Source organism: Mesorhizobium escarrei (genome assembly GCF_935825525.1).
Classification (GTDB): Bacteria; Pseudomonadota; Alphaproteobacteria; order Rhizobiales; family Rhizobiaceae; genus Mesorhizobium; species Mesorhizobium escarrei.
This window is the reverse complement of sequence record NZ_CAKXZT010000174.1, coordinates 48,200-73,015: the sequence shown is the minus strand read 5'-3', so window position 1 is coordinate 73,015 and position 24,816 is coordinate 48,200. Positions and strand designations below refer to the sequence as shown.

General features: G+C 63.5%; 23 protein-coding genes. 15 read left to right on the top strand and 8 right to left on the bottom strand.

What is annotated here, in order from left to right; all coding sequences use genetic code 11:
* Window positions 1-49: 49 nt before the first annotated feature.
* The 5 genes from NMG80_RS34095 (at window position 50) to NMG80_RS34075 (ending at window position 5,678) form a co-directional block, all read left to right on the top strand.
* Window positions 50-1,054, top strand: coding sequence for an ABC transporter ATP-binding protein (locus NMG80_RS34095; RefSeq protein ID WP_254022206.1), 1,005 nt, complete (start codon window positions 50-52; stop codon window positions 1,052-1,054).
* Complete coding sequence (locus NMG80_RS34090) at window positions 1,051-1,821, top strand: L-iditol 2-dehydrogenase (protein ID WP_254022205.1); 771 nt, start codon at window positions 1,051-1,053, stop codon at window positions 1,819-1,821. The genes NMG80_RS34095 and NMG80_RS34090 overlap by 4 nt, the downstream gene beginning before the upstream one ends.
* A gap of 70 nt (window positions 1,822-1,891) precedes the next feature.
* Entirely contained in the window at window positions 1,892-3,370 is a 1,479-nt protein-coding gene (locus tag NMG80_RS34085) for a mannitol dehydrogenase family protein (protein WP_254022204.1), read from the top strand.
* A 41-nt stretch (window positions 3,371-3,411) separates the two neighbouring features.
* Window positions 3,412-4,095 (top strand): HAD-IA family hydrolase, encoded by a 684-nt coding sequence (locus NMG80_RS34080; RefSeq protein ID WP_254022203.1) that lies wholly within the window; start codon window positions 3,412-3,414, stop codon window positions 4,093-4,095.
* Complete coding sequence (locus NMG80_RS34075) at window positions 4,092-5,678, top strand: FGGY-family carbohydrate kinase (protein WP_254022202.1); 1,587 nt, start codon at window positions 4,092-4,094, stop codon at window positions 5,676-5,678. Before NMG80_RS34080 ends, NMG80_RS34075 begins: the two co-directional genes overlap by 4 nt.
* A gap of 25 nt (window positions 5,679-5,703) precedes the next feature.
* Here NMG80_RS34075 and NMG80_RS34070 read toward each other — a convergent pair whose 3' ends face one another.
* Entirely contained in the window at window positions 5,704-6,282 is a 579-nt protein-coding gene (locus tag NMG80_RS34070; RefSeq protein WP_254022201.1) for a histidine phosphatase family protein, read from the bottom strand.
* A gap of 298 nt (window positions 6,283-6,580) precedes the next feature.
* Here NMG80_RS34070 and NMG80_RS34065 point away from each other — a divergent pair, with 298 nt between their 5' ends.
* Window positions 6,581-7,984 carry an MATE family efflux transporter gene (locus NMG80_RS34065; RefSeq protein WP_254022200.1) on the top strand — a complete coding sequence of 468 codons (1,404 nt, stop codon included), beginning with the start codon at window positions 6,581-6,583 and terminating at the stop codon, window positions 7,982-7,984.
* Between the two features lie 41 nt (window positions 7,985-8,025).
* On the opposite strand, the gene NMG80_RS34060 is transcribed toward NMG80_RS34065, so the two are convergent.
* The 5 genes from NMG80_RS34060 to speB all read right to left on the bottom strand — a co-directional run bounded on the left by NMG80_RS34060 (window position 8,026) and on the right by speB (window position 12,141).
* Window positions 8,026-8,391: a hypothetical protein gene (locus tag NMG80_RS34060; protein ID WP_254022247.1), complete on the bottom strand. Its 366-nt coding sequence runs from the start codon at window positions 8,389-8,391 to the stop codon at window positions 8,026-8,028.
* 461 nt (window positions 8,392-8,852) lie between these two features.
* The gene (locus NMG80_RS34055) at window positions 8,853-9,500 is read right to left on the bottom strand and encodes an amino acid ABC transporter permease (protein WP_254022199.1); all 648 of its coding nucleotides are present in this window, start codon (window positions 9,498-9,500) and stop codon (window positions 8,853-8,855) included.
* A complete protein-coding gene (locus NMG80_RS34050) occupies window positions 9,497-10,165 on the bottom strand; it encodes an amino acid ABC transporter permease (protein ID WP_254022198.1) in 669 nt (222 codons plus the stop codon). The genes NMG80_RS34055 and NMG80_RS34050 overlap by 4 nt, the downstream gene beginning before the upstream one ends.
* A 21-nt stretch (window positions 10,166-10,186) precedes the next feature.
* Window positions 10,187-10,990, bottom strand: coding sequence for a transporter substrate-binding domain-containing protein (locus tag NMG80_RS34045; RefSeq protein WP_254022197.1), 804 nt, complete (start codon window positions 10,988-10,990; stop codon window positions 10,187-10,189).
* An 89-nt stretch (window positions 10,991-11,079) separates the two neighbouring features.
* Window positions 11,080-12,141: an agmatinase gene (gene speB, locus NMG80_RS34040; RefSeq protein ID WP_254022196.1), complete on the bottom strand. Its 1,062-nt coding sequence runs from the start codon at window positions 12,139-12,141 to the stop codon at window positions 11,080-11,082.
* 227 nt (window positions 12,142-12,368) lie between these two features.
* Here speB and gcvA point away from each other — a divergent pair, with 227 nt between their 5' ends.
* From gcvA to NMG80_RS34000, 8 genes are all read left to right on the top strand, one after another.
* Window positions 12,369-13,343 (top strand): transcriptional regulator GcvA, encoded by a 975-nt coding sequence (gene gcvA, locus NMG80_RS34035; RefSeq protein WP_254022195.1) that lies wholly within the window; start codon window positions 12,369-12,371, stop codon window positions 13,341-13,343.
* A gap of 218 nt (window positions 13,344-13,561) precedes the next feature.
* On the top strand, window positions 13,562-14,866 hold the full coding sequence (pncB, locus tag NMG80_RS34030; protein ID WP_254022194.1) for a nicotinate phosphoribosyltransferase: 1,305 nt from the start codon (window positions 13,562-13,564) through the stop codon (window positions 14,864-14,866).
* A gap of 225 nt (window positions 14,867-15,091) precedes the next feature.
* Window positions 15,092-16,534: a hypothetical protein gene (locus NMG80_RS34025; protein WP_436798745.1), complete on the top strand. Its 1,443-nt coding sequence runs from the start codon at window positions 15,092-15,094 to the stop codon at window positions 16,532-16,534.
* Window positions 16,535-16,702: 168 nt separating this feature from the next.
* Window positions 16,703-18,007, top strand: a complete 1,305-nt coding sequence (locus tag NMG80_RS34020; RefSeq protein WP_254022192.1) for an ABC transporter substrate-binding protein — start codon at window positions 16,703-16,705, stop codon at window positions 18,005-18,007.
* Window positions 18,008-18,239: 232 nt separating this feature from the next.
* Entirely contained in the window at window positions 18,240-19,121 is an 882-nt protein-coding gene (locus NMG80_RS34015; RefSeq protein WP_254022191.1) for a branched-chain amino acid ABC transporter permease, read from the top strand.
* Window positions 19,118-20,080, top strand: a complete 963-nt coding sequence (locus NMG80_RS34010) for a branched-chain amino acid ABC transporter permease (RefSeq protein WP_254022190.1) — start codon at window positions 19,118-19,120, stop codon at window positions 20,078-20,080. The genes NMG80_RS34015 and NMG80_RS34010 overlap by 4 nt, the downstream gene beginning before the upstream one ends.
* The gene (locus NMG80_RS34005; RefSeq protein ID WP_254022189.1) at window positions 20,077-20,802 is read left to right on the top strand and encodes an ABC transporter ATP-binding protein; all 726 of its coding nucleotides are present in this window, start codon (window positions 20,077-20,079) and stop codon (window positions 20,800-20,802) included. Before NMG80_RS34010 ends, NMG80_RS34005 begins: the two co-directional genes overlap by 4 nt.
* Window positions 20,799-21,518, top strand: coding sequence for an ABC transporter ATP-binding protein (locus NMG80_RS34000; protein WP_254022188.1), 720 nt, complete (start codon window positions 20,799-20,801; stop codon window positions 21,516-21,518). Before NMG80_RS34005 ends, NMG80_RS34000 begins: the two co-directional genes overlap by 4 nt.
* Here NMG80_RS34000 and NMG80_RS33995 read toward each other — a convergent pair whose 3' ends face one another.
* Together NMG80_RS33995 and pncA are read right to left on the bottom strand one after the other, a co-directional pair.
* Entirely contained in the window at window positions 21,519-22,913 is a 1,395-nt protein-coding gene (locus tag NMG80_RS33995; protein WP_254022187.1) for a sodium:proton antiporter, read from the bottom strand.
* Between the two features lie 77 nt (window positions 22,914-22,990).
* A complete protein-coding gene (pncA, locus tag NMG80_RS33990) occupies window positions 22,991-23,590 on the bottom strand; it encodes a bifunctional nicotinamidase/pyrazinamidase (protein ID WP_254022186.1) in 600 nt (199 codons plus the stop codon).
* A 341-nt stretch (window positions 23,591-23,931) separates the two neighbouring features.
* Between pncA and NMG80_RS33985 the strand changes: the two genes are divergently transcribed.
* Complete coding sequence (locus NMG80_RS33985; protein WP_254022185.1) at window positions 23,932-24,795, top strand: FAD binding domain-containing protein; 864 nt, start codon at window positions 23,932-23,934, stop codon at window positions 24,793-24,795.
* Window positions 24,796-24,816: the final 21 nt, after the last annotated feature.

The window sequence follows — 24,816 nt, the reverse complement described above, 5'->3', positions numbered from 1 at the left end:
GGACGCTGCCTGAAGCAACCGACAAAGATACCCCCGGGGAGGAAACACAATGGGAAACATCACGCTCAAGCACGTCTCCAAATCGTTCGGGTCGACGGTCATCATTCCGGGCATCGACCTGGTCATCGAGAACGGTGAGTTCGTCGTCTTCGTCGGCCCGTCGGGCTGCGGCAAGTCCACGCTGCTGCGGCTGATCGCCGGGCTGGAGGACACTTCCGCCGGCACCATCAATATCGACGACCGCGACGTCACCGGCGAGGCGCCGGCCAAGCGCAAGCTCGCCATGGTGTTCCAGTCCTATGCGCTCTACCCTCACATGACGGTGGCCAAGAACATTGCCTTCCCGCTGAAGATGGCGGGCGAGGACCAGGCCACCATCGACAAGAAGGTGAAGGATGCGGCGCGCATCCTGAACCTCACCAACTATCTCGATCGCCGTCCCGGCCAGCTCTCCGGCGGTCAGCGCCAGCGCGTCGCTATCGGCCGCGCCATCGTGCGCCAGCCATCGGCTTTCCTGTTCGACGAACCCCTGTCCAACCTCGACGCAGCACTGCGCGGCACCATGCGGCTGGAGATCAGCGAGCTGCATCATCAGCTCAAGACGACGATGATCTACGTCACCCACGATCAGGTCGAGGCGATGACCATGGCCGACAAGATCGTCGTGCTCAATGCCGGCAACATCGAACAGGTCGGCTCGCCGATGGAGCTCTACAAGACGCCGAAGAACCTGTTCGTCGCCGGCTTCATCGGTTCGCCGAAGATGAACCTGATCGAAGGTGGGCCGGCGGCCAAACATGGCGCCAAGACCGTCGGCATCCGTCCCGAGCATATGAACATCTCGAAGACTTCAGGCGAATGGAAAGCCACGGTCGGCGTCGCCGAGCATCTCGGCTCCGACACGTTTTTGCACGTTCAAGCTGACGGTGTCGGGCCTCTGACGGTGCGCGCCGACGGCGAACTGGCTGCCCATCACGGCGACACGATCTATCTGACGCCGGACAAGACCAAGCTGCACCGCTTCGGCGCCGACGGAAAGGCGATGATGCAATGAGGCTCGAGGGTAGATCGGCGCTGATCACCGGATCGGCGCGCGGCATCGGCAAGGCGTTCGCGGAAGCCTATGTCCGCGAGGGCGCCACGGTGGCCATCGGCGACATCAATCTCGAAGCTGCGGAAAAGACCGCTTCGGAGATCGGCGCAAAAGCCTATGCGGTCAAGCTCGACGTCACCGACCTTACTTCGATCGAGGCGGCGATAAAGGCGATCGAGACAAGGGCCGGCGGGCTGGACATTCTGATCAACAACGCCGCTTTATTCGACCTGGCGCCGATCGTCGAGATCAGCAAGGCAAGCTACGACAGGCTGTTTTCGGTCAACGTCGCCGGCACGCTGTTCATGCTGCAGGCAGCCGCCCGCTCGATGATCGCGGCTGGCCGGGGCGGCAAGATTATCAACATGGCGAGCCAGGCCGGGCGCCGCGGCGAGGCGCTGGTTGCCGTCTACTGCGCCACCAAGGCCGCTGTCATCTCGCTCACCCAGTCGGCCGGGCTCGACCTGATCAAGCACCGCATCAACGTCAACGCCATCGCGCCCGGCGTCGTCGACGGCGAGCACTGGGACCATGTCGATGCCCTGTTCGCCAAATACGAAAACCGGCCGAGGGGCGAAAAGAAGAGGCTGGTCGGCGAGGCGGTGCCCTATGGCCGCATGGGCACGGCGCAAGACCTCACCGGCATGGCGGTGTTCCTGGCCAGCGACGACGCCGAATACATCGTCGCCCAGACCTACAATGTCGATGGCGGCCAGTGGATGAGTTGAGGGGGCGAAGGCGCTCTTCTCCCCGTCTCCTCCACGGGGGGAAGAGCCGTCCCGCTAAAGGGTAAAGCAGATGACCGTGAAACTCTCTTCTTCCATCCTCGCCAAGCTTCCGCCTGAGGTGGCCGGCCCGAAATACGATCGCGCCGCGCTCAGGGCCGGAATCGTGCATTTCGGCGTCGGCAATTTCCATCGCTCACATCAGGCCGTTTATCTCGACGACCTGTTCAATGCGGGCGTCGGCCACGACTGGGCACTTGTCGGCGCCGGTGTCTTCGACGGCGAAAAGGTCGGCCGCGACAAGTTGCAGGAACAGGACTGGCTGACCACCGTGGTCGAGCAGGATTCTGCCCACATGAGCGCCCGCGTCACCGGCGCCATGATCGATTTCCTGATGCCGGGCGACGCGGCCGGGATCATAGAACGGCTTGCCGATCCGGCGATCAAAATCGTGTCGCTGACCATCACCGAGGGCGGCTACTTCATCGACCCGGCGTCGGGCGTGTTCAACCCGACCCATCCCGACATCGTCGCCGATGCGCAGCCGGGAGCAACGCCGAAGACTGTCTTCGGCATCATTCTTGCCGGCCTCTTGCGCCGCCGCGACGACGGCATTGTGCCGTTCACGATCATGTCCTGCGACAACATCCCCCACAACGGCCATGTCACCGCCGATGGCGTCATCGGGCTTGCGCGGCTGATCGATGAGAAACTGGCGACCTGGGTGAGCGAGAACGTCGCCTTTCCCAACGGCATGGTCGACCGCATCACGCCGGCCACCACCGAACGCGAGCGCAGCATTCTGTCGAGCGAGTTCGGCCTCGACGACAACTGGCCGGTGTTTTGCGAGCCGTTCAGGCAGTGGGTGCTGGAGGATCGTTTCACCGACGGCCGCCCGCCGCTGGAACAGGTCGGCGTGCAGTTCGTCAGCGATGTTGCGCCCTACGAGCTGATGAAGATCCGCATCCTCAATGGCGGTCATGCGACCATCGCCTATCCGGCCGGGCTGATGGACATCCACTTCGTCCACGAGGCGATGCAGGAGCCGCTGGTGCGCGGTTTTCTCGACAGGCTGGAGCACGACGAGATCATCCCGACGGTGCCGCCGGTGCCGGACACCGTGCTGGAGGACTATTACAAACTCATCGAGCACCGCTTCTCCAATCCGAAGATCGGCGACACCATTCGCAGGCTTTGCCTCGACGGCTCCAACCGGCAGCCGAAATTCATCATCCCGACCATCGCCGACCGGCTGAAGGCCGGCAAGGGCGTCACCGGTCTGGCGCTGGAATCGGCGCTCTGGTGCCGCTATTGCTTCGGCACCACAGATTCAGGCGGGGTCATCGAGCCCAATGATCCAAGCTGGGACCGGCTGCAGACGACCGCCAGGGCGGCCAAGGCTGCGCCTGCCGCCTGGCTCGCCATGGAGGACATCTATGGCGAGGTCGGCCGCTCGGCGCCGTTTGTCGAAGCCTTTGCCAAGGCGCTCGAGGCACTCTGGGCCGATGGCGCACGTACGACGCTGACGCGCTACCTCGCCGGCAATCTCTAAAGATCGGCTCAATGCATGTCCCCGCTGATGAGGGCCCTGCAATGACGCCTGACCTGGTGATTTTCGACTGCGACGGCGTGCTGGTCGACAGCGAGGGGCTGTCCGTTTCGGCGCTGCTCAGCATGATCACGCTTGCCGGCGGCAGTGTCAGCGAGGATGCCGCCTATGAGCATTTCCTCGGCAAGAGCATGAAAAGCGTTCGCGAAATCCTCGGTCGCGACTTCGGACTTGATATCACCGACCAGCACCTGAGCGAGATGCGCGTCGGGCTGATGCGCAAGTTTCGCGACGAGCTGAAGCCGATCCCCGGCATCGGCCAGGTTCTGCCGAGGCTCGCCATGCCATGCTGCGTCGCTTCCTCCGGCACGCTGGATCGCATCCGCTACGCGCTCGACGTCACCGGGCTGCTCGGGCTGCTCGAGCCGAATCTGTTCAGCGCCGCCATGGTGGCGCGGGGCAAGCCGGCGCCGGACCTTTTTCTCCACGCAGCCGCCAAAATGGGAGCGATCCCGCAAAATTGTCTCGTCGTCGAGGACAGCCCCGTCGGCGTCGCGGCGGCACGGGCGGCGGGAATGCGCGTCCTCGCCTTCACCGGCGGCTCGCATGCCGGTAATCCGGCACTGAAAGCGCGGCTTGCGTCGAGTGAGCCGGACTTTATATTCGCTGACATGCTGCAATTGCCCGATCTGATTGCAGGCCTGGGAGCGAGAGCAAGAATATCTTGACGAAAAGTTTCGTTTGCGCGGTCGATGTCGGCACCGGGAGCGCCCGTGCGGGCATTCTCGACACCAGAGGCACCTTGCTCGGCCGCGCCGAGCATCCGATCGTCATGAACCGGCCGAAGGCCGATCACGCCGAACACGATTCGCAGGATATCTGGTCGGCGGTCTGCATTGCGGTGCGCGCCGCCCGCGAAAAAGCCGGCGTGGCGGCGCAGGATATCGTCGGCATCTCCTTCGACGCCACCTGCTCGCTGGTGGTGCGGGGCAAGGATGGTGGCCAGCTCAGCGTCTCGGTATCAGGCGAAAGGCGCTGGGACACCATCGTCTGGCTCGATCACCGCGCCATTGCCGAGGCCGATGAATGCACCGAAAGCGGCCACGCCGTGCTCGACTATATCGGCGGCGTCATGTCGCCGGAAATGGAGACGCCGAAGCTGATGTGGCTGAAGCGCAACCTGCCGGGAACATGGAACGAAGCCGGCTATCTATTCGACCTCGCAGACTTTCTCAGTTGGAAGGCAACCGGTTCGCTCGCCCGCTCGCAATGCACGCTGACCGCCAAATGGACCTATCTGGCGCATGAAGAGACCGGCTGGCGGCACGACTTCTTCCAGGCCGTCGGGCTCGGCGATCTTTTCGAGCGTGGCAATCTGCCTAACAAGGCCAGCCCGGTGGGCGCCGATATCGGCCGGCTGAGCGCGCAAGCCGCAGCCGAGCTTGGCCTGACCGAACAATGCCGGGTCGGCGCCGGCGTCATCGACGCCTATGCCGGCGCGCTCGGTGTGCTCGGCGGCTTCGCCGGCGACGAAACAAACATCGGCCGGCATCTGGCGCTGATCGCCGGCACTTCGAGCTGCGTCATGGCGATGTCGCCCGACCCGCAGCCCTTTGCCGGTGTCTGGGGTCCGTATTATGGCGCGGCGCTTCCCCGGCTTTGGCTGTCGGAAGGCGGCCAATCGGCCACCGGCGCGCTGCTCGATCACATCATCCGCTGGCACGGCGCCGGCGGTGAGCCGGACGCCGCCATGCACGCCGGGATTGCCCGGCGCGTTGTCGAGTTGCGTAAGATAGATGGCGAAAATCTGGCCGGAAGGCTGCATGTGCTGCCGGATTTCCACGGCAACCGCTCGCCACTCGCCGACCCGCATGCCCTCGGCGTCATCAGCGGGCTGACGCTGGATTCCTCCTTCGACAGCCTGTGCAAGCTCTATTGGCGCACCGCCGTAAGCATTGCGCTCGGCGTGCGCCATGTGCTGGAAGCGCTAAACGAGAACGGCTATCTGATCGACACGCTGCATGTCACCGGCGGTCACACCAAAAACCCGCTGCTGATGGAGCTTTATGCCGACGCCACCGGCTGCACGGTGGTCGAGCCGCTGGCCGATGAGGCGGTGCTGCTCGGCACCGGCATGATCGCCGCCACCGCCGCCGGGCTTTTTCCCGATTTGAACGCTGCCTGCGTCGCCATGCAGCAAGGCGGCAAGACGCGAGAGCCCAATTCGACGGCCGCCGGCCGGTTCGACCGCGACTACCGGGTGTTTTTGGAGATGCACCGGCAGAGGCAGGCGCTGGACGCAATCAGGTAGGCTCGAATGGCCGGCAATGCGTGTGCTATCTCTGGTTCCATCGCCGGATAATTGGCTCGCCAAGGTCGTGTTCATAGCCGAGCACGCTTGTGCTGGCGGTATCCAGCACGAAAAGCGCGCCATCTTGCGGCGGCAGGCCGGCCCAGCGCGCCACCAGCACCCGCAGGAAATGCGAGCTTGAAAACACCAGGACATTGCCATTGACGTCACGCAATTCATTGACGATCCGATCCACCCTCACGCGGACATCCTCTGCCGCCTCGCCGTCAGGGCAGCCGTCGCGAAACAGACGCCAGCCGGGGCGCTCGATGAGGATCTGCTTCGTGGTCAGTCCCTCGTAGGCACCGTAATCCCATTCCGCCAGATCGGCCTTCTTCACGCCGGCCGAACCGAAGCCGGCAAGCGTACAGGTCTTGAAGGCCCGCTGCGACGGGCTCGACCAGACTGCCTGGAACGAAAGGCCCTGCAGCCGCTCAGCGACCCGCCCGGCGGCCGCCTCGCCGGCAGGCGTCAGCGGTATGTCAGTCAGGCCGGTGTGCTTTCCCGACGCGCTCCATTCCGTCTCGCCATGCCGAACCAGATAGATTTCGGGAAATGCGCTCATCGCATGCCTTCTGATGCAACCTGCCCGCTCTTCAGTCCAAGCAACGACGCAATCATAGCGGCTTCTGTGCTCTCTCCAAACAGGCGGACCCAATATGCAGGGCCAAACAGGCGGGATTTGACACACTACGCCTTGCTGGCTCAACGCTTCCCCTGAGCCAGCCCCTTGTCATAGCTGCCCATTTCGTAGACAAGCCGGGCGGTTAATGCGGAATCCGGGCCGATCGCGGCCATTTTCCGCGCTGAGAGGCGGCTTCCGGCCCTTTTTGCCGACGCGCCGCAATCGGATAGGCGAAAAAATGTCTGCGATCGAAGTCGGCGCGCGCGCGCCGGAAAACCTTTGGCGTCAGGAAATCAGGGCGACGCTGGCGCTCGCCTGGCCGATGGTGCTCACCAATCTCGGCCAGACCGCGATGACCGCCACCGACGTTATGATGATGGGGCGGCTGGGTCCGGACACGCTGGCCAGCGGCGCGCTCGGCGCCAATCTCTATTTCATGCCGCTGATCTTCGGGCTCGGCCTGATGCTGGCGACCTCGCCGATGATCGCTATGGAACTCGGCCGCCGTCGCCATTCCGTGCGCGATCTGCGCCGCACCGTGCGGCAGGGCCTGTGGCTGGCGATCCTCATCTCAATCCCGATCTGGATATTTCTCTGGTACGGCGAGGCCGTGTTGCTGGCCATGGGTCAGGAAGCGGCGCTGGCACATCAGGCCGGCATCTACCTGCGCTGGCTCGAATGGGCGGTGCTGCCCTTCTACGGCTATATCGTCCTGCGCTCGTTCATCTCGGCGCTGGAGCGGCCGGGTTGGGCGCTGGTCATCGTCTTCGTTGCCGTCGCCTGCAATGTCTTCTTCAACTGGGTGTTCATGTTCGGCAATCTCGGCGCCCCTTCGATGGGCATCGCCGGCTCCGGCCTCGCTACCACGCTGTCCAGCACGCTGATGTTCGTCGGCATGGCGGCGGTGGTGATGCTTGAGCCGAAGTTTCGCCGTTATCAGCTGTTCGGGCGCTTCTGGCGGGCCGACTGGCCGCGCTTCAAGGGCTTGCTGCGGCTCGGTCTGCCGATCGCCGGCCTCCTCGCTTTCGAGGTGACGATCTTCAACGCGGCAGCCCTTCTCATGGGCCTGATCGACGCGGCCTCGCTCGCCGCGCATGCCATCGCCATCCAGATCGCCTCGATCAGCTTCATGGTGCCGCTCGGCCTCAACCAGGCGGCGACGGTGCGTGTCGGGCTCGCCCATGGCGCCGGCAATCCGGAAGGTGTTTCCCGCGCCGGCTGGACCGCTTTTGTCATTGGCGTTTCGTTCATGGCGCTGATGGGGCTGGTGATGATCCTGTGGCCGCAGCTGCTGATCAGCGCCTTCATCGATCTCGGCGATCCGGCCAATGCCACTGTGATCGGGCTTGCCGTGTCGTTCCTGGCCTTTGCCGCGCTATTCCAGATTTTCGATGGCGCCCAGGCCGTGGCCGCCGGCATGCTGCGTGGCCTGCACGATACCAAGGTGCCGATGATCTATGCAGCGATCGGCTATTGGGGCATCGGCCTGCCGCTCGGCGTGCTGCTTGCCTTCCATTCCGGGCTCGACGGCGTCGGCATCTGGATCGGCCTGTCGTTGGGACTCGCGGTGGTGGCGGCGCTGCTCCTGGCGCGTTGGCTGCGGCGCGACAGGATCGCGCCGCCGCTCTCCTTTGGGCATTGATGAAAGCGGCTTCGTCACGAAGCAGGGCGGAGTCGTGACGTCTATGGATATTTCGTCTGATTTGCACTCGCGGCCTGTGGGCTTAAGTCGCTTTGCAACTCCTTTGGCAGTGGAAGGCCTGAGCACCGCAAGTGCACCGCGCGAGCGAACAGTTTTCGTTGCTTCTGCTGGTGCTCCTTGATGGCTGCTGCGAGCCCTAATCCGTACGGGCCAAGAAAGACGCCGGTTCCCCAGCCCGGCTGCTTTTTTTCGCGAGCGTCGTAGTCCGAAGCCGCCATGCGGGCTTGCTGGCATTCCGGCGACGCCCATTTCCGGTCTTGCTTCGAAAGCGACGCTCCATAGTCGACCGGAGAGGTCGCGCATCCAGCCGCTGTCGCGGCCAACGCGACGAACATTGCAATTCTCATCCCCAAGCCCTTGATAAAGCATTGTAAGAGTCCACAGAACTCTTCTTCCAACAAGGAGATAGCTCCGAAGAGGAGCCGGAAACACGGTTATCGTCACCAATCGTTTTTCACAACGCGGAATCGGTTAATCCCCAATGACTGCTTTTGACCCAAAAGAAGGCTTTCGAACGCTAAGCGCAGAGGCAGCTTGCGAGTTTTCTCTGCCCAGGGGATTGGTTCTTTGACTGACGGTCGCTGCCGGCCGGCCTGCAGGCACCTCTCTGGCGCTGGTAATTAGCCACAGGCCCCATGCCTTCCTCATCCCAGGGTCTGCGCCGCGTCGCTTCGCTCCTTGCTCTGCCCTGGAATGACGAAGCGGAGGGAAGTTTCCGCTAGTCTCAAAGGTTTGCGATTTCCACTGAACGGAACGATCGACGTTCGCTGCCGGTCGCCGACCTGTCAAAATCACTGTGTCAAGGACATCAGTTTGTCGTCGCCCGTCGTTCAAGCGAGCGTGCATATTGCGTCAGCGGGAAGCACATGACGAAGAAGATCAAGGCGACCAGCCCATAGACGGTGAACGGCTCGAAGGTCGCGTTGTTGATGGCGTTGGATGTCCTGACCAGTTCCTCGAAACCGATGATCGAGGTCAGCGCGGTCGACTTGATCAACTGCACCAGGAAGCCGACGGTCGGCGCGCGGGTGATCGAAAACGCTTGCGGCAGGATGATCAGCCTCAGCTCCTGCAGGTAGTGGAGGCCGAGGCTGGCACCGGCATCCCACTGGCCACGTGGCAGCGCATCGACGCCGCCGCGCCAGATTTCGGCGAGATAGGCGCTGGCGAAGAAGGTGAGGCCAAGTGCTGCGGCGGTCCAAGGTTCTATGCGCAAGCCCAGCATCGGCAGGCCAAAGAACATCAGGAAGAGCTGCATGAGCAGCGGCGTTCCCTGGAAAAGCGCGATGTACCCCGACGCAAGCCGCTGCGCCCATTTATTCTTGGCGATCCTGAAGAACAGCACGACCAAGCCGACCACACCGCCGCCGACGAAGGCCGCCAGTGACAGAAGCACCGTCCAGCGCGCGGCGAGCAGAAGGTTGCGGACGATATCCCAGAAGGTGAATTCGATCATGACACGCCGGCCCCCAGCGCGCGGCGCCCGCCGCTGACCAGCAGCCGGCGCAGCCCCATCGACAGGACGAGATAGACGATCGTCACCACGAAATAGGTCTCGAAAGCGCGGAAGGTGCGCGCCTGCAGCATGTCGGCCTCGTAGGTCAATTCGCGCACTGCGATCTGCGAGACCACGGCCGACTCCAGCATCATGATGATGATCTGGCTGGTCAGCGCCGGAAAGATCACCTTGAGCGCCTGCGGCAGCACGATCTTGACGAACACCTGACGTGGCCTGAGCCCAAGCGCCAGTGCTGCTTCCGTCTGCCCGCGCGGCACCGCGTCAAGCCCGGCGCCGACGATCTCGATCGTGTAGGCCGCCATGTTGAGCGTCATTGCCAGTATGGCGGCCAGCAGCGGATCGAGCCTCACGCCGATGCTGGGCAGCCCGAAGAAGATGAAGAACAGCTGCACCAGGAACGGCGTGTTGCGGATCACCTCGACATAGACGCCGATCGCCCGCTTGAGCAGCAAGGGGCCGTTTCGCCGCCCGGCCGCACCGAGGATGCTGAGGAACGTTCCCGCGAGCGTGGTCACGGCGATCAAAAGGATCGTCGTGGCCGCCCCGCGCGCGATCGCGCCTGTCGCATCGGCAACCCAGCCGAAGTCGAGGCTGTAGCCCATGATAGGTCCTTACCCCGGAGATCAATCCTTGAGGTTGTCGGGATTGAGCGGCGTCTTGAGCCAGGCTTTCGAGCTTTCGTCCAGCTTGCCATCGGCCAGCATCTTGGCGACCGCGTCGTTGACCGCTTGTTTCAGGCGGTCCTCGTTCTTGTTGAGGCCGATATGCGACGGCGAGGTGAGGAGCTGGAATTTCTGCTCCGGCTTCAGTGCCTCCTGGCGGGCGAGCACCTGGGCGCCGACATCGTTGCCGACGACCATCAGCTGGGTCTGACCGGAGATGAAGGCCTGGATGACGGAATTGTAGTTGTCGAAGCGGCGGATGTCGGCCGAGGCGGGTGCTGCCTCGGTCAGCGACGTGTCCTCCAGCGTGCCGCGGTTGACGGCGATCGACTTGTCGGCGAGGTCATCCTTGCCTTCGACCTTGAGCGCGGCCGGGCCGATGACGGCGATATAATAGGGTGCGTAGGCGGCGGCGAAATCGATCACCTGCTCACGCTCCTTGGAATAGCCGACGCTCATCAGGATATCGACGCGCTTGTCGGTAAGATACGGAATGCGGTTCTGGCCGGTCACGCTGACCAAATTGAGTTTGACCTTGAGCTGGTCGGCGATGAACTGCGCCACGTCGATGTCATAGCCCTTGATGCTCATGTCGGCACTGGCCGAGGAGAAGGGCGGAAAGTCGGAGAAAATGCCGACATTGATGGCGCCGGCCTTGGTGATGTCGTCGACGGCGTCGGCATTGGCGGCCTGGGTGGCAAGACCAAGGCCGCCGAGCATCAGCACGGCGGCGATGGATGATTTGAGCTTCATGTGAAGTGTCATTGTCGTTCCCCTGCTGGAAGCTTGTTTTGTTTGAATGCGGCCGCCGGCTCCAGCGCGGCGGTCGCCTTGGAACTTCATGGTCTGATGCGTCAGGCTCGCTTGCCTGAGATCGCCGGGCTGAACACCATCAGGCTGAGGATCTCGAACAGCACCTGCGCGCCGGCATGGGCGGTGTTGGTGGTCGCGTCATACTGCGGCGCCACCTCGACGACGTCGCCGCCGACGATGTTGAGGCCCTTCAGGCCGCGCAGAAGTTCAAGCACTTCCCGCGTCGTAAGCCCGCCGACTTCCGGCGTGCCTGTGCCGGGCGCAAAGGCCGGGTCGATACTGTCGATGTCGAAGGACAGATAGGTCGGGCCATCGCCGACTATTCTGCGCGCCTTCTCGATGATGGCTGGGATGCCGAGGCCGGTCACCTCTTCGGCATGCACCACGGTCATGCCGGATTCGTAGGTGAACTCCCACAGATACTCTGCCGAGCCGCGGATGCCGATCTGGATCGTGCGCGACGGGTCCAGCACGCCGTCGAGCACCGCGTTGCGGAACGGCCCGCCATGGTGGAACTTGGTCATGTCGAAAAGGCCGCTGGTGTCGCAGTGGGCGTCGATATGGATCATGCCGACCGGCGCTTTTTTGCCGACAGCCTTCAGGATCGGGTGGCTGATCGAGTGATCGCCGCCGACCGAAAGCGGGACGACGCCGGCATCGACGATCTGGTTGGTGCGGCGCTCGATGTCGTCATGGCTGGTCTCCAGCCGGTAGCGGCTCTGGAACGGCACGTCACCGATGTCGGCCACCTTCAGCTCATGCGTCGGTGCACATTCCAGGACATGATTGTAGGGGCCGATGCGCTCGATTGCGCGCAGTGCCCTTGGCCCGAAGCGGGCGCCCGGCCGGTTGGTGACGCCAAGGTCCATCGGCACGCCGATCATCGCCACCTGCAGATCGCCGAAATCAGGATTGTCGGCGGCTATTTCCCGGTAAGGCGCGCTGAGGAAGGTCGGGATGCCGGAATAGGGCGCCAGCCGCGTGCCGCTCTTGGAAAAGATCTTGTCGGCGACACGCCGGAATTTTGGGTCGAACATCTCGCCGCCATGGCTTTCGCCGTATTTGCGGCGCAACGCTTCGAGCTTGCCGCGATCATAACCCATGTCGGTCCTCCATGGCTGGTGCAGTGCGGCCATCAATGACGGTCGCGCCGGCTGCCTGCGGATTTCACGTCTTGATGCTGTACGGCCCAAAGTGTCTTGCAGCTGCATTGAAAAATCAATTGATATTGTTAGGGTCTTTGCTGTGAGAAAATCTCACATTAATGTCGAGCACGATCTTATCCAAAACCGGGTCCCACTTCTGGGGATCGTGTTCCTTTGAGGCTCCGATGGCCAAGCGTCTGCCTCCCCTGAATCCATTGCGGGCCTTCGAGGCGACGGCGCGCCATGCCTCGCTGACCAAGGCGGCGGCTGAGCTCAATGTCACTCATGGCGCCGTCAGCCATCAGATCAAGGCGCTCGAACAGTCGCTGGGCGTCAAGCTGTTCGAACGCGCCGGTCAGCGGGTGAAGCTGACGCCGCACGGCGCCGAATTGCTGCCGGCGGTGTCGACCGCCTTCGACGGCATCGCCGCCGCCACGCAGCGCATGACGAGGCCGGCGAGCACCGGCGCGTTGTCGGTGTCCTGCGTGCCGGCGCTGCTGCTGCTGTGGATGATCCCGCGGCTCGGCAGCTTCACCTCGCAATACCCCGACATCAGGCTGACGCTGATCCCGTCCAATGACGCCAGGGACCTTCGCGCGCCGCATATCGATATCTGCGTGCATTATGGCGACGGCAGCTGGACCGATTGCTGGATGCGCAAATGGTCGGGCCTCGAGCTGTTCCCGGTGGTCAGCCCGACGCTGATCAACAACCGTCCGATCCGCACCGTGCGCGATCTCGCCGATCACGTCTTCCTGCACGGCGACGACGGCCGCGAATGGCACACCTGGCTGGCCGCCGCCGATGCGCTGGATCTGGAGCGCGGCCGGCGCCATCATCTCGGCGACGCGCGCATGGCGAGCGAGGCGGCGGTCCACGGCCATGGCGTGGCGCTGGGCGATACGGTGACAGCAAGCGGACTGCTTGCCAGGGGACTGTTGGTCGCGCCGTTCAGCCTGTCGGTGCCGGCGGTCGACGATTTCTATGTCGTCTGCCGCAACGAGATGAGGTCGGCGCCGATCGTGCAGCTGTTCATCGACTGGCTGTTTGCCGAAAAGGAGCAGGCCGACGGCCGCGCCGACGCGCCGGTGGCGGGCCGCATCGGCATTCGCAGGAAGCGTCCGGCGCTGAGAGTGATCGGCGCCAAGACCGCCTCCTGAGGCTGCAGCAGCCGAAGCAGCCCGCTTGCCGCAGGTTTTCTTTTTGTCGGGCCAGCCCGCAAAGCGGGAGGCGCTTTCAAAAATTCAATGCTAAGAGGCATTTGGAGCAATTCCAGGAAGGGTGCGCAGCGGTTTTCCCGGGAAAAGCGCATGGCGCTTTCCTTAGGGAATTACGCTAAATAGAAAGTTAGAGCGAGCAGCGAAGGCGGCATCGAGACATGACCAAGACCGATATAGCGCGGCGCGTCTACAACCACACCTGGAAGCTCGACCCCATCGTCCGCAGCCTGCTCGACACCGATTTCTACAAGCTGCTGATGCTGCAGATGATCTGGGGCATGTATCCCAGGATCGACACCACCTTCTCGCTGATCAACCGCACCACCTCGGTTCGCCTTGCCGAGGAGATCGACGAGGCGGAATTGCGCGATCAGCTCGACCATGCCCGCACCTTGCGCTTCTCGAAGAAAGAGATGATCTGGCTTGGCGGCAACACCTTCTATGGCCGCAAGCAGATATTCGAACCGGAATTCCTCGCTTGGCTCGAGAATTTCCAGCTGCCGGAATACGAGCTTTCCAAGCGCGACGGCCAGTACGAGCTCACTTTCAGCGGTCCGTGGATGTACACGACGCTGTGGGAGATCCCGGCGCTGGCAATTATCAACGAACTTCGATCTCGCGCGGCCATGCGGGCGTTCGGGCCGTTCGCGCTCGACGTGCTCTATGCTCGCGCCAAGGCCAAGATGTGGGCTAAGACCGAGCGGCTGAAAGCGCTGCCGGATATCCGCATTTCGGATTTCGGGACCCGCCGCCGCCATTCCTTCCTGTGGCAGCGCTGGTGCGTCGAAGCACTGAAGGAAGGCATCGGCGAGGCGTTCACCGGCACTTCCAACGTGCTGCTCGCCATGGACAACGACCTCGAGGCGCTCGGCACCAATGCGCATGAATTGCCGATGGTGCTTGCCGCCCTCGCCAACTCCGAAAAGGAGCTGAAGCAGTCGCCCTACAAGGTGCTGCAGGACTGGCAGCGCTATTATGGTGGTAATCTGCTGATCGTGCTGCCCGATGCTTTCGGCACCGCTTCGTTTCTGCGCGATGCGCCGGATTGGGTCGCCGACTGGACCGGCTTTCGCCCCGACAGCGCGCCGCCGATCGAGGGCGGCGAGAAGGTCCTTGCCTGGTGGCGTGAAAAGGGCAAGGACCCCAGTCAGAAGCTGCTCATCTTCTCCGACGGGCTCGAGGTCGAGACCATCGAGGAAACCTACCGTCACTTCCGCGGCAAGGTGCGCATGTCCTTCGGCTGGGGCACCAACCTGACCAATGATTTCGAGGGCTGCGCGCCGACCGAAACCAACCGGCTCGACGCCATCTCGCTGGTCTGCAAGGTCACCGAGGCCAATGGCCGCCCGGCGGTCAAGCTCTCCGACAATCCCGCCAAGGCCACCGGCGACGAAAAAGAGATCGAGCGCTATTTGCGCATATTTGGCGAGAAAGACCGCGTGGAGCAGTTGGTCAAGGTGTGAGGGTGAGGGAACTCTTGGGATAGGATGAGTTCCGTCGCGCCCCCCTCTGTCCTGCCGGACATCTCCCCCACTCGGGGGGAGATCGGCAGTTTCGCCGCCGGCTCTCCCTCTGCAACTTTGGTGATTGGCGAAAGCGGCAATGACGGCGCAATCTCCCCCCGTGTGGGGGAGATGTCCGGCAGGACAGAGGGGGGCGCCGTAGAGCGCTGTCGCTTGGCAATAGCAATGCCCTTTGCGACTTCGTTGGCCCTCCTGTTGCCCACCCCCGCCTTCGCCCATGCCTCCGATCGCGGCCACGTCCTGCTTCTGCCCACCGGCTACTACGTCACCGGCGGCGCGCTAGCCGTTGTCGCCAGTTTCCTTGTCCTGGCACTGCTGCCGTCAGACTTTCCCGACCGCTTCTGGCGGCGGCGTCTGCCGCTTTTCGCATTCGGCGACGGCGCACGAACTGTCGTCAGCCTGATATCCTTTGCCGGCTTTGCAATTCTGGTTGCGGCCGGCCTGTTCGGCAGCCGTGATCCGCTCTCCAACCCGCTTCCCCTGGCGATCTGGACGCTGCTCTGGGTTGGGCTGGTTTTGCTGCAGGGGCTGTTCGGCAATCTCTGGTCATGGCTGAACCCCTGGTACGGGCCCTGGCGTGTCGTTTCCCGCCTGTTCGGCAAGCGCAAGATCGTCAATCGCAAGACATGGCGCCCCCCTCCCTGGCTCGGCTGCTGGCCGGCTTTCGTGCTGTTCTTCGCCTTCGCCTGGTTCGAGTTGATCGACCCGGCGCCCGACGACCCGGCGCGGCTCGCCTGGGCCGCCGGCCTCTATTGGCTGCTGAGTTTTGCCGCCATGCTGGTGTTCGGCTACCGCGACTGGAGCCGGCGCGGCGAGTTCCTGACCGTCTTCTTCGCCATGGTGGCGCGATTCGCCCTGCTTGAGCGCAATGAAGGCAAGCGCAATGAAGGCGGGCGCAATGAAGCCGAGCGCAATGAAGGTGGCCGGCTCAATCTCTGCTGGCCGGGCGCCAAGCTCGGCAATGCCGCGCCGCTGTCGCTCAGCGGCATTGCTTTCCTGCTGCTGGCGCTGTCGTCGGTATCTTTCGACGGCCTGTCGAAAACCTTCTTCTGGCTCGGCCCGTTCGGCATCAATCCGCTGGAATTCCCGGGCCGCACGGCGGTGATCGGCATCGGCAGCTTCGGGCTCGTGCTGACGTTCGTGTTGCTTGCGGCTGCGTTCATCCTTGCCATTGTCCTTGGCCAGCATCTTGCCGGCAGCCCGCATTCCCTCAGTCAGGCCTCAGGGCTGCTGGTCTGGTCGATCGTGCCGATCGCGCTCGCCTATCATGTTGCGCACTATCTGACGTCGCTGCTTATCGACGGCCAATATGCGGTGGCTGCGCTTTCCGACCCGTTTGCGCTGGGCTGGAATCTGTTTGGCACCGCCGACATGCAGATCGAAGCCGGCGTCGCCGCCGGCGCCGGCTCGGCATGGTGGCTGTGGAATATCCAGGCCGGCGTCATTATCATTGGCCACATGCTCGCCGTGCTCGTCGCGCATGGCCTCGCCTGGCGATTGCACCCGCGTCCCGCCGGCGCCGCGCTCAGCCAGTTTCCGCTCACCGTGCTGATGATCGCCTATACGGTCTTCGGCCTGTGGTTGCTTGCCACGCCTTCGGTCGGATGAGACAAAGCCCGGCTTCGATGGCGCCGACTGATCCCCAGGGGAAAGCTCGCTTGCCACGTCAGGGCTTTGATGATTTAGTTTGTACACATGCAATTTTCGGCACTCTTACCAGGAGTGGCTAGCCTCGCTACAGCCATTGGTCAAAACTCAAAAACAAGGGGAACTGCCGTGACTGACAAGAATGGTTTTTTCGATCTCTCCAGAACCGGTCTCACCCGCCGCACGGCGCTCAAGGGGTTGGCCGCGGGCGCCGGCCTTGCCGTCGCGCCTGGGTTCGTGCGCTACAGCCAGGCACAGAGCTCGGCGCCGATAAAGATCGGCTTCCAGTCGCACCGCACCGGCATTGGCGCTGCCTATGGCCGCTGGTACGAGAGGACCACCGCCGCGGCGGTCAAGGCGATCAACGAAGCCGGCGGCATCAACGGCCGGCCGGTCGAGGTGATCATCGAGGATGATGGCACTGATCCCGGCCGAGGCGCCGAAGTGGTCGGCAAATTCGCCACCCAACACAAGACCGACATCGTCTACGGCACGCTGTTTTCGCACGTCGTCATCGGCTCGGCGCCGGCCGCCGGCGAGGCCAAGATGCCCTATTTTGTCGTCAGCGAAGGCCACCACGTCGCCTCGACCAAGCTCAACCGCTACGTCTTGCAGCCCGGCATCACCGACGTGAAGAGCCAGATCCAGGCGATGGCGCCGTGGATCGCGGCGAATGCCGGCAAGAAGGTGACGCAGATATTCCCCGATTTCGCCTTCGGCTATGACCATCGCGACTACCTGCCGCCGGCGCTGAAGGCGCAGGGCGCCGAGGTCATCGCCCAGATCGCCATTCCGCCGACGGAATCGTCCTTCACCAAATATTTCCCGCAGATCCCGGCCGAAACCGAGGTGATCTACCACGTCATGGTCGGGCCGGCGGTGCTCACCTTCGTCAAGGAACTCGGCGAGTTCTACGGCTCCAGCCGGCCGCAGCTGTTCGGCTTCATCGATTCGCTCGAAGCCACCGACATCAACAGCCCCGGCCTCGAATTCCTCGACGGCAGCCATTTCTGGGAGGGTTCGCCGCGCTACGCGCAGCCCGATGATTCCGCTACGCAGAAGGCCTATCGCGCCGCCGTCGGCATCGACGACAACGGCGCCGCCGTCGGCGATCCGAAGGACGTCTCCACCGCCGCGCACATGTTCGGATGCTGGGAAACGCTCTATGTCGTCAAGAAGGCGATGGAGGATGCCGGCTACAAGGGTCCGGAAGACCGCGCCAAGCTGGTCGAGGCGACCGAGGCTTTGACCGAGTTCGCCGAAGGTCCCGAACATCCGCAGGGGCCGAAGACCTTCAACGGCAAGATCCACCAGTGTTTTGGCATCCAGAACATCTCCAAGGTCGAAGGCGGCCGGCTAAACGTCGTCCACAAGACCAAGATCGAGGACGGCCTCTACGAGCCGGAAGGGGATTACACGACCCAGCCGCTGTGAACTTGGTTCTTTAAGCACAGTGCGCTTCGAGCCACCCCCCTCTGTCCTGCCGGACATCTCCCCCTCAAGGGGGGAGATTGGCTGTCATGACTGCTTTCGCCAATCACCAAAGACAGTGAGTGGCCGCCTTCGTACGAACTGCCAATCTCCCCCCTTCAGGGGGAGATGCCAAGTCTTTGCAAAGAGGGCAGGCCAGAGGGGGGTGCTTCGCGCACCCGCTGGTGCTTAGCCGATGCACTTCGGACCTCACCTTCTCCTCGCCGCCCTCGAAGGCCTCGTCACCTCCGCCGTGCTGGCGCTGACGGCGCTCGGCCTGTCGCTTGTGTTCGGCGTCATGCGCGTCGTCAATGTCGCCCATGGCGAGTTCTTCATGCTCGGCGCGGTGCTTGCCTGGGCGATCTCCACGGCGATATCAGGCCATCCGGCGCTCGGCTTCCTGGCGGCGCTGGTGCTGGCGCCGCTGATCGTCGGCCTGATCGCGCTGGTCTCTGAACGGCTGGTGCTGAGCCGGCTGAATTACAATCCGGAAGCCACCATCGTCGCCACCATCGGCATGCTCTACATCATCCAACAACTGGCGCTGACCTTCTACGGTCCGGAGGCGCGGCCAGTGGAGCCGCCGTTCAGCTACCGCATCCTTTTGCCGTGGTTCGGCTACTCCGGCTACAAGCTGTCGATCATCGCCGCATCCGCGCTTCTGCTGATGGCGACCTGGTTCGTGCTGACCCGTACGAAAATCGGCCTCGTCATGCGCGCCACGCAATATGACAGCGAGACGGCGCAGGCCTTTGGCATTCCGGTCGACCGCGTCTATGCCGGCGTCTTCGCGCTCGGCGCCATGCTGGCGGCGGTGGCCGCGGTGCTGATCGTGCCGATCAGCCAGGCGCATTATCTGATGGGACAGGACCCGCTGCTCTTGTCCTTTATCGTCGTCATCATCGGCGGGCTCGGCTCGCTGCGCGGCACCGTCGTCGCTGCCGTGTTCATCGGCCTGTCGGACGGCATCATCTCGGTGTTCTTCTCGCCGACGCTGGCCAAGATCATCGCCACGCTGCTGGTGGCCATGGTGCTGGTGTTCCGGCCGCAAGGCCTGTTCGGGACGGCATCGCGATGAAGGAGGCCTCACCGGCAAAAGCCTATGCGTTGCATCTGGGCGTTATCGCGCTGCTTTTCGCCCTAAGCTTCGTCCTGCTGGAATATCACCACGGGCTGCTCGCCCGCATCATGGTGCTGGCGGTTTTCGCCATGGGCTACAATATGCTGTTCGGCTATGTCGGGCTGCTCAGCCTCGGCCATGCCATGTTCTTTTCGGCTGGGCTCTATGGCGCAGGCCTTGCCGTCATCCATCTCGGCTGGAGCGTGCCGGCCGCCTTCGCCGCCGGCCTTGCCTGCGGCGCGCTTCTGGCGCTGGTGATCGGTCTGCTGGCGCTGCGCACTTCCGGCGTCGCCTTCATGATCGTCACCATGATGTTCGCGCAGGTGTTCTATCTCATAATCCTCTATTTCGCGGCCTGGACCGGCGGCGACCAAGGCCTGGTGGTGCCGCAGTCGGGACGTGTGCTTGTTTTGGGCGACACCTCGCTCGGCCTCACCAACCCGACCGTGCGCTACATGAGCGCGCTGGTCCTGTTCTCGATCGTGCTGCTGGTGACGCTCGGCACAGTCCGCTCCAGGTATGGCCGTGTGCTGGTCGCCATTCGCGAAAACGACGAGCGGACCAAAATGCTTGGCTACGACATTTTTTCCAACAAGCTTGTCGCGGTCGTTGTCTCCGGCACCATCTGCGCGGCTTCGGGCGCCGCCTACGCGCTGCTGTTCGGTTATGTCGGCTCGACCTTCGCCTCGGTGCAATATTCCATCCTGCCGCTGCTCTGGGTGCTGCTCGGCGGTGCTGCGACCACGCTCGGTCCGCTGATCGGCACGCTGTTCATGTACTATGTCGTCGACATCACCAGCGGCTACACCTCGGCCTATCTGCTGATCGTCGGCATCGCCCTCATCCTGCTGGTGCTGTTCTTCCCCAGGGGCATTCTCGGCACCATCCGCCAGCGCTGGCTCGGATGGCTGCCATGATGCCGCTGCTGACGACCAAGGGCCTGTCCCGCAATTTCGGCGGCCTGCGCGCCGTCGACGGCGTCGACTTCGCCATCATGCCGGGCGAGATTCGCGCCGTCATCGGCCCCAATGGCGCCGGCAAGACCACCTTCGTCAGTCTGGTCAGCGGCCGCATCCAGCCGTCGTCGGGCATGATCGTCTTCGACGGCGCCGACATTACCAACCTGCCGGCCTACGCCAGGGTCCGCCTTGGCATCGCCTACACCTTCCAGATCACCAGCGTCTTTGCCAATCTCACCGCTTACGACAACGTCGTACTGCCGGTGCAGCGCACGCTGACCGACGGCCGCTCGAAAGGTGCCGTGCATGTCGGCGTCATGGCGGCGCTGGAGCGCACCGGCCTTGCCGGCCGCGCCCACATGCCGGCCGGGCAATTGTCCTATGGCCATCAGCGCCTGCTCGAAGTGGCGATGGGATTGGCGCTAAAACCGCGCCTGCTGATTCTCGACGAGCCGACGCAGGGGCTGGCCGACGGCGAGATCGACAATTTCATCGGGCTGGTGCGCGAGATCGCCAAAAGCGCCACCGTGCTTCTGATCGAACACAACATGCCGGTGGTCATGCAGGTTGCCGACCGCATCACCGTCTTCAACGCCGGCAAGATCCTGGCCGAAGGCACGCCCGAGCAGGTCCGTGCCAATGCCGAGGTGCAGGACGCCTATCTGGGGACGACCCCATGACGCAGCCGCGGGCTGAAGCCCTGACCATCTCCGGGCTCGATTGCTTCTATGGCGAGGTCCAGGTGCTCTACGGCCTCGACCTCGTGCTGAACAAGGGCGAGGTGCTTTGCCTGTTCGGCCGCAACGGCGCCGGCAAGACGACGACGCTGAAAGCGATCATGGGCCTCGTTCCCTCACGCGCCGGCTCGATCAGGCTCGACGGCAAGGAGTTGACCGGCCTGCCGGCGCATGACGTGCCAAAGGCCGGCGTCGCCTATGTGCCGCAGGGCCGGCGGCTGTTCGCCGAGATGACGGTGGCGGAAAACATCGAGATCGGCCTGATGGCCCGCGGCAGGGGCAAGACGACGCGCGAAATCGTGCTCGACCTTTTTCCGCTGCTGCGCCAGCGGCTCAGACAACGCTCCGGCACGCTGTCGGGCGGCGAGCAGCAGATGCTGGCCATGGCGCGGGCCCTGTGTCTCGAGCCGCAGGTGCTTCTGCTCGACGAGCCGACCGAAGGGCTGATGCCGTCGATGATCGCAAAAATCCGCGAGACGGTCGCGAAGCTGCGCGAGCTTGGCGTCTCGACGATCCTGGTCGAGCAGCGCGTCGATGCCGTGCTGTCCGTCGCCGACCGGGTCGCGTTCATCGAGAACGGCCGCAACCGCGAGACCGTCGACGTCGAGGAGCTTCGCGCCGATCCGTCGGCGGTCCGCCGCTATGTCGGAGTAGGGTAGTCACCCGAAGAACAAAAAGCCGGCAAGCAAAAATATCGGGATCAGCACCGCGCCTGACCACGCCATGTAGCCGAAGAAGCCCGGCATCTTCACGCCGCGATGCCTGGCAATGGCGTAAACCATGAAATTCGGCGCATTGCCGATATAGGTGTTGGCGCCCATGAACACCGCGCCGGTCGAGATCGCCGCCAGCGTCGAGGCGAAGGTGGTCATCAGATGCTGCGGATCGCCGCCGGCGAGCTCGAAGAACACCAGATAGGTCGGCGCATTGTCGAGGAAGGAAGACAGCGCTCCGGTCATCCAGAAATACGCCAGGTCGTTGGGCTCACCCGTTGGCGAACTCACCAGCGAGACCAGCGGCGCCAGCGCGCCGTCGACACCGGCCCGGAGAATGGCGATGACCGGCACGATGCAGATGAAGATGCCGGCGAAAAGTTTCGCCACCTCGGCGATCGGCTCCCAGTGGAAGTTGTTCGCCTGCCTGTGGCTCTTGTGCGAGACGCCGAGCGAAAGCAAGGCAAGCGCCAGGATGATGGCGTCGCGCACGAGGTTCTGCAATTCAAGGCTCACGCCCTGGACGGAGAAAGCCACGCCCGGTTTCCAGGTCGCCGAAAGCAGGATCGCGCCGATCACCCCGGCCAGCAGCGGGAGGTTGGCCAGGCCTCGGATGCGCACTTTCGTGTCCGGTGTCGGGTCCTTGATCTTCGGCGCGCCGGCCTCGCGGCGATGCAGGATGATGTCCATGGCCAGGAAGACGGCCAGCACCAGGCCGCCGACGAACAATGTCTCCTGATAGAGATTGGCAGCGGTCCAGAAGAAATCGACGCCGCGCAGGAAGCCGACGAACAGCGGCGGATCGCCGAGCGGCGTCAGCGAGCCGCCGATGTTGGACACCAGGAAAATGAAGAAGATGACGACATGGGCGTTGAACGGCCGGTTGTCGTTGGCGCGCAGGATCGGCCGGATCAGAATCATCGAGGCGCCGGTCGTGCCGATGACCGAGGCGAGCATCGCCCCGATCAGCAGCAGTCCGGCATTCACCAGCGGAGTGCCGTGGATGTTACCGGCGACAAGGATGCCGCCCGAAATGGTGAACAGCGCAAACAGGAGAATGATGAACGACATGTATTCGGTGAGCAGCGCATGCAGCACCGCCTCCGTGGCCGAAGCCATGCCGAACGCAACAGCCAGTGGCACGACCGCAAGCGCCGCCCAGAGAAGGGTGATCTTGCCGTAGTGATGCTCCCAGACACGGTGGAAGAGCAGTGGCCCGGTGGCGATCGACAGAAGCAGGCCGGCAAAGGGCAGCGCCCACCACAGCGACATTGTTTCGCCCGGCAACTCGTGGGCCTCGGCTGCGAGCGCCATTCCTGGAAACAGGGTGGCGACTGCCATCCCGGCGCCCGCCGTCAAAGCCGCCGCAAACCGCATAAAGCCCCCTCTGGAAGTGTGTCGAATGCGATTGGTGATGTTCAAGCCAGCGTTACGCCGGCATCGCGCATTCGGTTCAGCATCGTCTCGAGTGAGCCATTGAGATTGATGCCGCGGCAGGCGTCGAGCCGCACTGTCGTGTAAAAGCCGTGCTTGACCGCATCGAGCGCCGAGAAGGCTACGCAATAATCGGTCGCCAGGCCGACCAGGGTCAGTGTGTCGATGCCGCGCTCCTTGAGATACCCGGCAAGGCCAGTCGGCGTCGCATGGTCGTTCTCGAAGAAAGCCGAATAGCTGTCGATCTCCGGGCGGAAACCCTTGCGGATCACCAGTTCGGCCCTGGTCCAGGCAAGACCCGAATGGAAATCCGAACCCAGGCTGCCCTGGATGCAGTGGTCGGGCCACAGCGTCTGCGGGCCGTAGGGCATCTCAATGGTTTCGAACGGCTGCTTGCCGGGATGACTGGAGGCAAAGCTCGAATGGCCGGCGGGATGCCAGTCCTGCGTCAGCACGACATGTTCGGTCCGCCGGATCAGGTCGTTGACCAGCGGCACGATCTCGTCGCCGCCGGCCACCGCCAGCGCGCCGCCCGGGCAGAAATCGTTCTGCAGGTCGATGATGACAAGCGCTTCGTCGGCCATCCAGCCTCCCTCTTGTTTGTCGCGGAGGCATGACCCGAACCGAAAATCTCCGGTGTTCGATCCTGCCGAAAATGCCGCTGGCGCGACCGATGCCGAAACTTGACCAGATGGCCGGCTGCGTCAACTCCAAGGGCGTAACAAATGCGTGCCGTCGCGCCGATGCCGGCGCTGGCGCCAAAACTCCGGCTTTGACAATTCCTGCTGGCTTGATATCATTTGCATACGAATGAATTTGCCGGTTTCGGATGCCGGTAGCATCCGTCTGGAACCCTTTTCTGGGAAGGCCCATTTTTGAGAAGGCCCTTTTTCTGGGAAGGCCATTGTTTCTGGGAAGGCAAAGCGTGATCCGTTACGCGAAACCCACCACGGTCGACGAGGCGCTCGCTTTGCTTGGCGAGGCTCGGTGGCGCATCCTTGCCGGCGGCACCGATTTCTATCCGGCACAAGGAGCCAAGCCTTTCCGCGAAAACGTCCTCGACATCAACGGCCTGGCGACGCTGCGCGGTATTGCTGAAACCGACAGCCATTGGGTCATCGGCGCGCGCACGACCTGGACCGATCTTGTCCGTCATCCGCTGCCGACGGCTTTCGATGCGCTGAAACAGGCGGCGCGGGAAGTCGGCTCCGTCCAGATCCAGAACGTCGCCTCCATCGCCGGCAATCTCTGCAACGCCTCGCCGGCGGCCGACGGCGTGCCGGCGCTGCTGGTTCTCGACGCCGAGGTCGAGCTGCGCTCGGTGGCGATGGTCCGCCATCTGCCGCTGGAAAAGTTCATCCTGGGGAACCGCCGCACGGAATTGCAGCCGGGCGAAATGGTCACCGCCATCCGCGTACCGAAAGAAGCGGCCACCGGCAGGTCGGCTTTCGTAAAACTCGGCGCGCGCCGCTATCTCGTCATTTCCATAGCCATGGCGGCCGCCCGCCTGACAATTGAGGATGGCATCGTCGGCAACGCTGCCGTCGCCGTCGGCTCCTGTTCGGTGGTCGCCAAGCGTCTTGCAAGTGTCGAAGCAGCCTTGCGCGGCCTCCCGGTCGACGACGCTCTCGTCGCTGCGATCCGGTCCGCAGCGATGGACGAGCTTTCGCCGATCGACGACGTGCGCGGCAGCGCCGAATACCGGCTAGACGCCGCGCGCGAGATCGTCGCCCGCGCCGTGCTCGGCGCCGCGGGTCACGCGTCGAATGACAAGGCGGTGGCCGCATGAGCATGGCTCAGCCTGGCATGA

What these genes read in the sequence shown, in the direction of transcription:
- NMG80_RS34010 (WP_254022190.1), top strand. Translation starts at nt 19,118, where the DNA reads ATGAAGGAGGCCTCACCGGCAAAAGCCTATGCGTTGCATCTGGGCGTT.
- speB (WP_254022196.1), bottom strand. Translation starts at nt 12,141, where the DNA reads ATGGGTTATGATCGCGGCAAGCTCGAAGCGTTGCGCCGCAAATACGGC.
- NMG80_RS34065 (WP_254022200.1), top strand. Translation starts at nt 6,581, where the DNA reads ATGTCTGCGATCGAAGTCGGCGCGCGCGCGCCGGAAAACCTTTGGCGT.
- NMG80_RS33995 (WP_254022187.1), bottom strand. Translation starts at nt 22,913, where the DNA reads ATGGCAGTCGCCACCCTGTTTCCAGGAATGGCGCTCGCAGCCGAGGCC.
- NMG80_RS34025 (WP_436798745.1), top strand. Translation starts at nt 15,092, where the DNA reads ATGCCCTTTGCGACTTCGTTGGCCCTCCTGTTGCCCACCCCCGCCTTC.
- NMG80_RS34090 (WP_254022205.1), top strand. Translation starts at nt 1,051, where the DNA reads ATGAGGCTCGAGGGTAGATCGGCGCTGATCACCGGATCGGCGCGCGGC.
- NMG80_RS34055 (WP_254022199.1), bottom strand. Translation starts at nt 9,500, where the DNA reads ATGATCGAATTCACCTTCTGGGATATCGTCCGCAACCTTCTGCTCGCC.
- NMG80_RS34045 (WP_254022197.1), bottom strand. Translation starts at nt 10,990, where the DNA reads ATGACACTTCACATGAAGCTCAAATCATCCATCGCCGCCGTGCTGATG.
- pncB (WP_254022194.1), top strand. Translation starts at nt 13,562, where the DNA reads ATGACCAAGACCGATATAGCGCGGCGCGTCTACAACCACACCTGGAAG.
- NMG80_RS34070 (WP_254022201.1), bottom strand. Translation starts at nt 6,282, where the DNA reads ATGAGCGCATTTCCCGAAATCTATCTGGTTCGGCATGGCGAGACGGAA.
- NMG80_RS34060 (WP_254022247.1), bottom strand. Translation starts at nt 8,391, where the DNA reads ATGAGAATTGCAATGTTCGTCGCGTTGGCCGCGACAGCGGCTGGATGC.
- pncA (WP_254022186.1), bottom strand. Translation starts at nt 23,590, where the DNA reads ATGGCCGACGAAGCGCTTGTCATCATCGACCTGCAGAACGATTTCTGC.
- NMG80_RS34050 (WP_254022198.1), bottom strand. Translation starts at nt 10,165, where the DNA reads ATGGGCTACAGCCTCGACTTCGGCTGGGTTGCCGATGCGACAGGCGCG.
- NMG80_RS34095 (WP_254022206.1), top strand. Translation starts at nt 50, where the DNA reads ATGGGAAACATCACGCTCAAGCACGTCTCCAAATCGTTCGGGTCGACG.
- NMG80_RS34085 (WP_254022204.1), top strand. Translation starts at nt 1,892, where the DNA reads ATGACCGTGAAACTCTCTTCTTCCATCCTCGCCAAGCTTCCGCCTGAG.
- NMG80_RS34015 (WP_254022191.1), top strand. Translation starts at nt 18,240, where the DNA reads ATGCACTTCGGACCTCACCTTCTCCTCGCCGCCCTCGAAGGCCTCGTC.
- gcvA (WP_254022195.1), top strand. Translation starts at nt 12,369, where the DNA reads ATGGCCAAGCGTCTGCCTCCCCTGAATCCATTGCGGGCCTTCGAGGCG.
- NMG80_RS34000 (WP_254022188.1), top strand. Translation starts at nt 20,799, where the DNA reads ATGACGCAGCCGCGGGCTGAAGCCCTGACCATCTCCGGGCTCGATTGC.
- NMG80_RS34005 (WP_254022189.1), top strand. Translation starts at nt 20,077, where the DNA reads ATGATGCCGCTGCTGACGACCAAGGGCCTGTCCCGCAATTTCGGCGGC.
- NMG80_RS34080 (WP_254022203.1), top strand. Translation starts at nt 3,412, where the DNA reads ATGACGCCTGACCTGGTGATTTTCGACTGCGACGGCGTGCTGGTCGAC.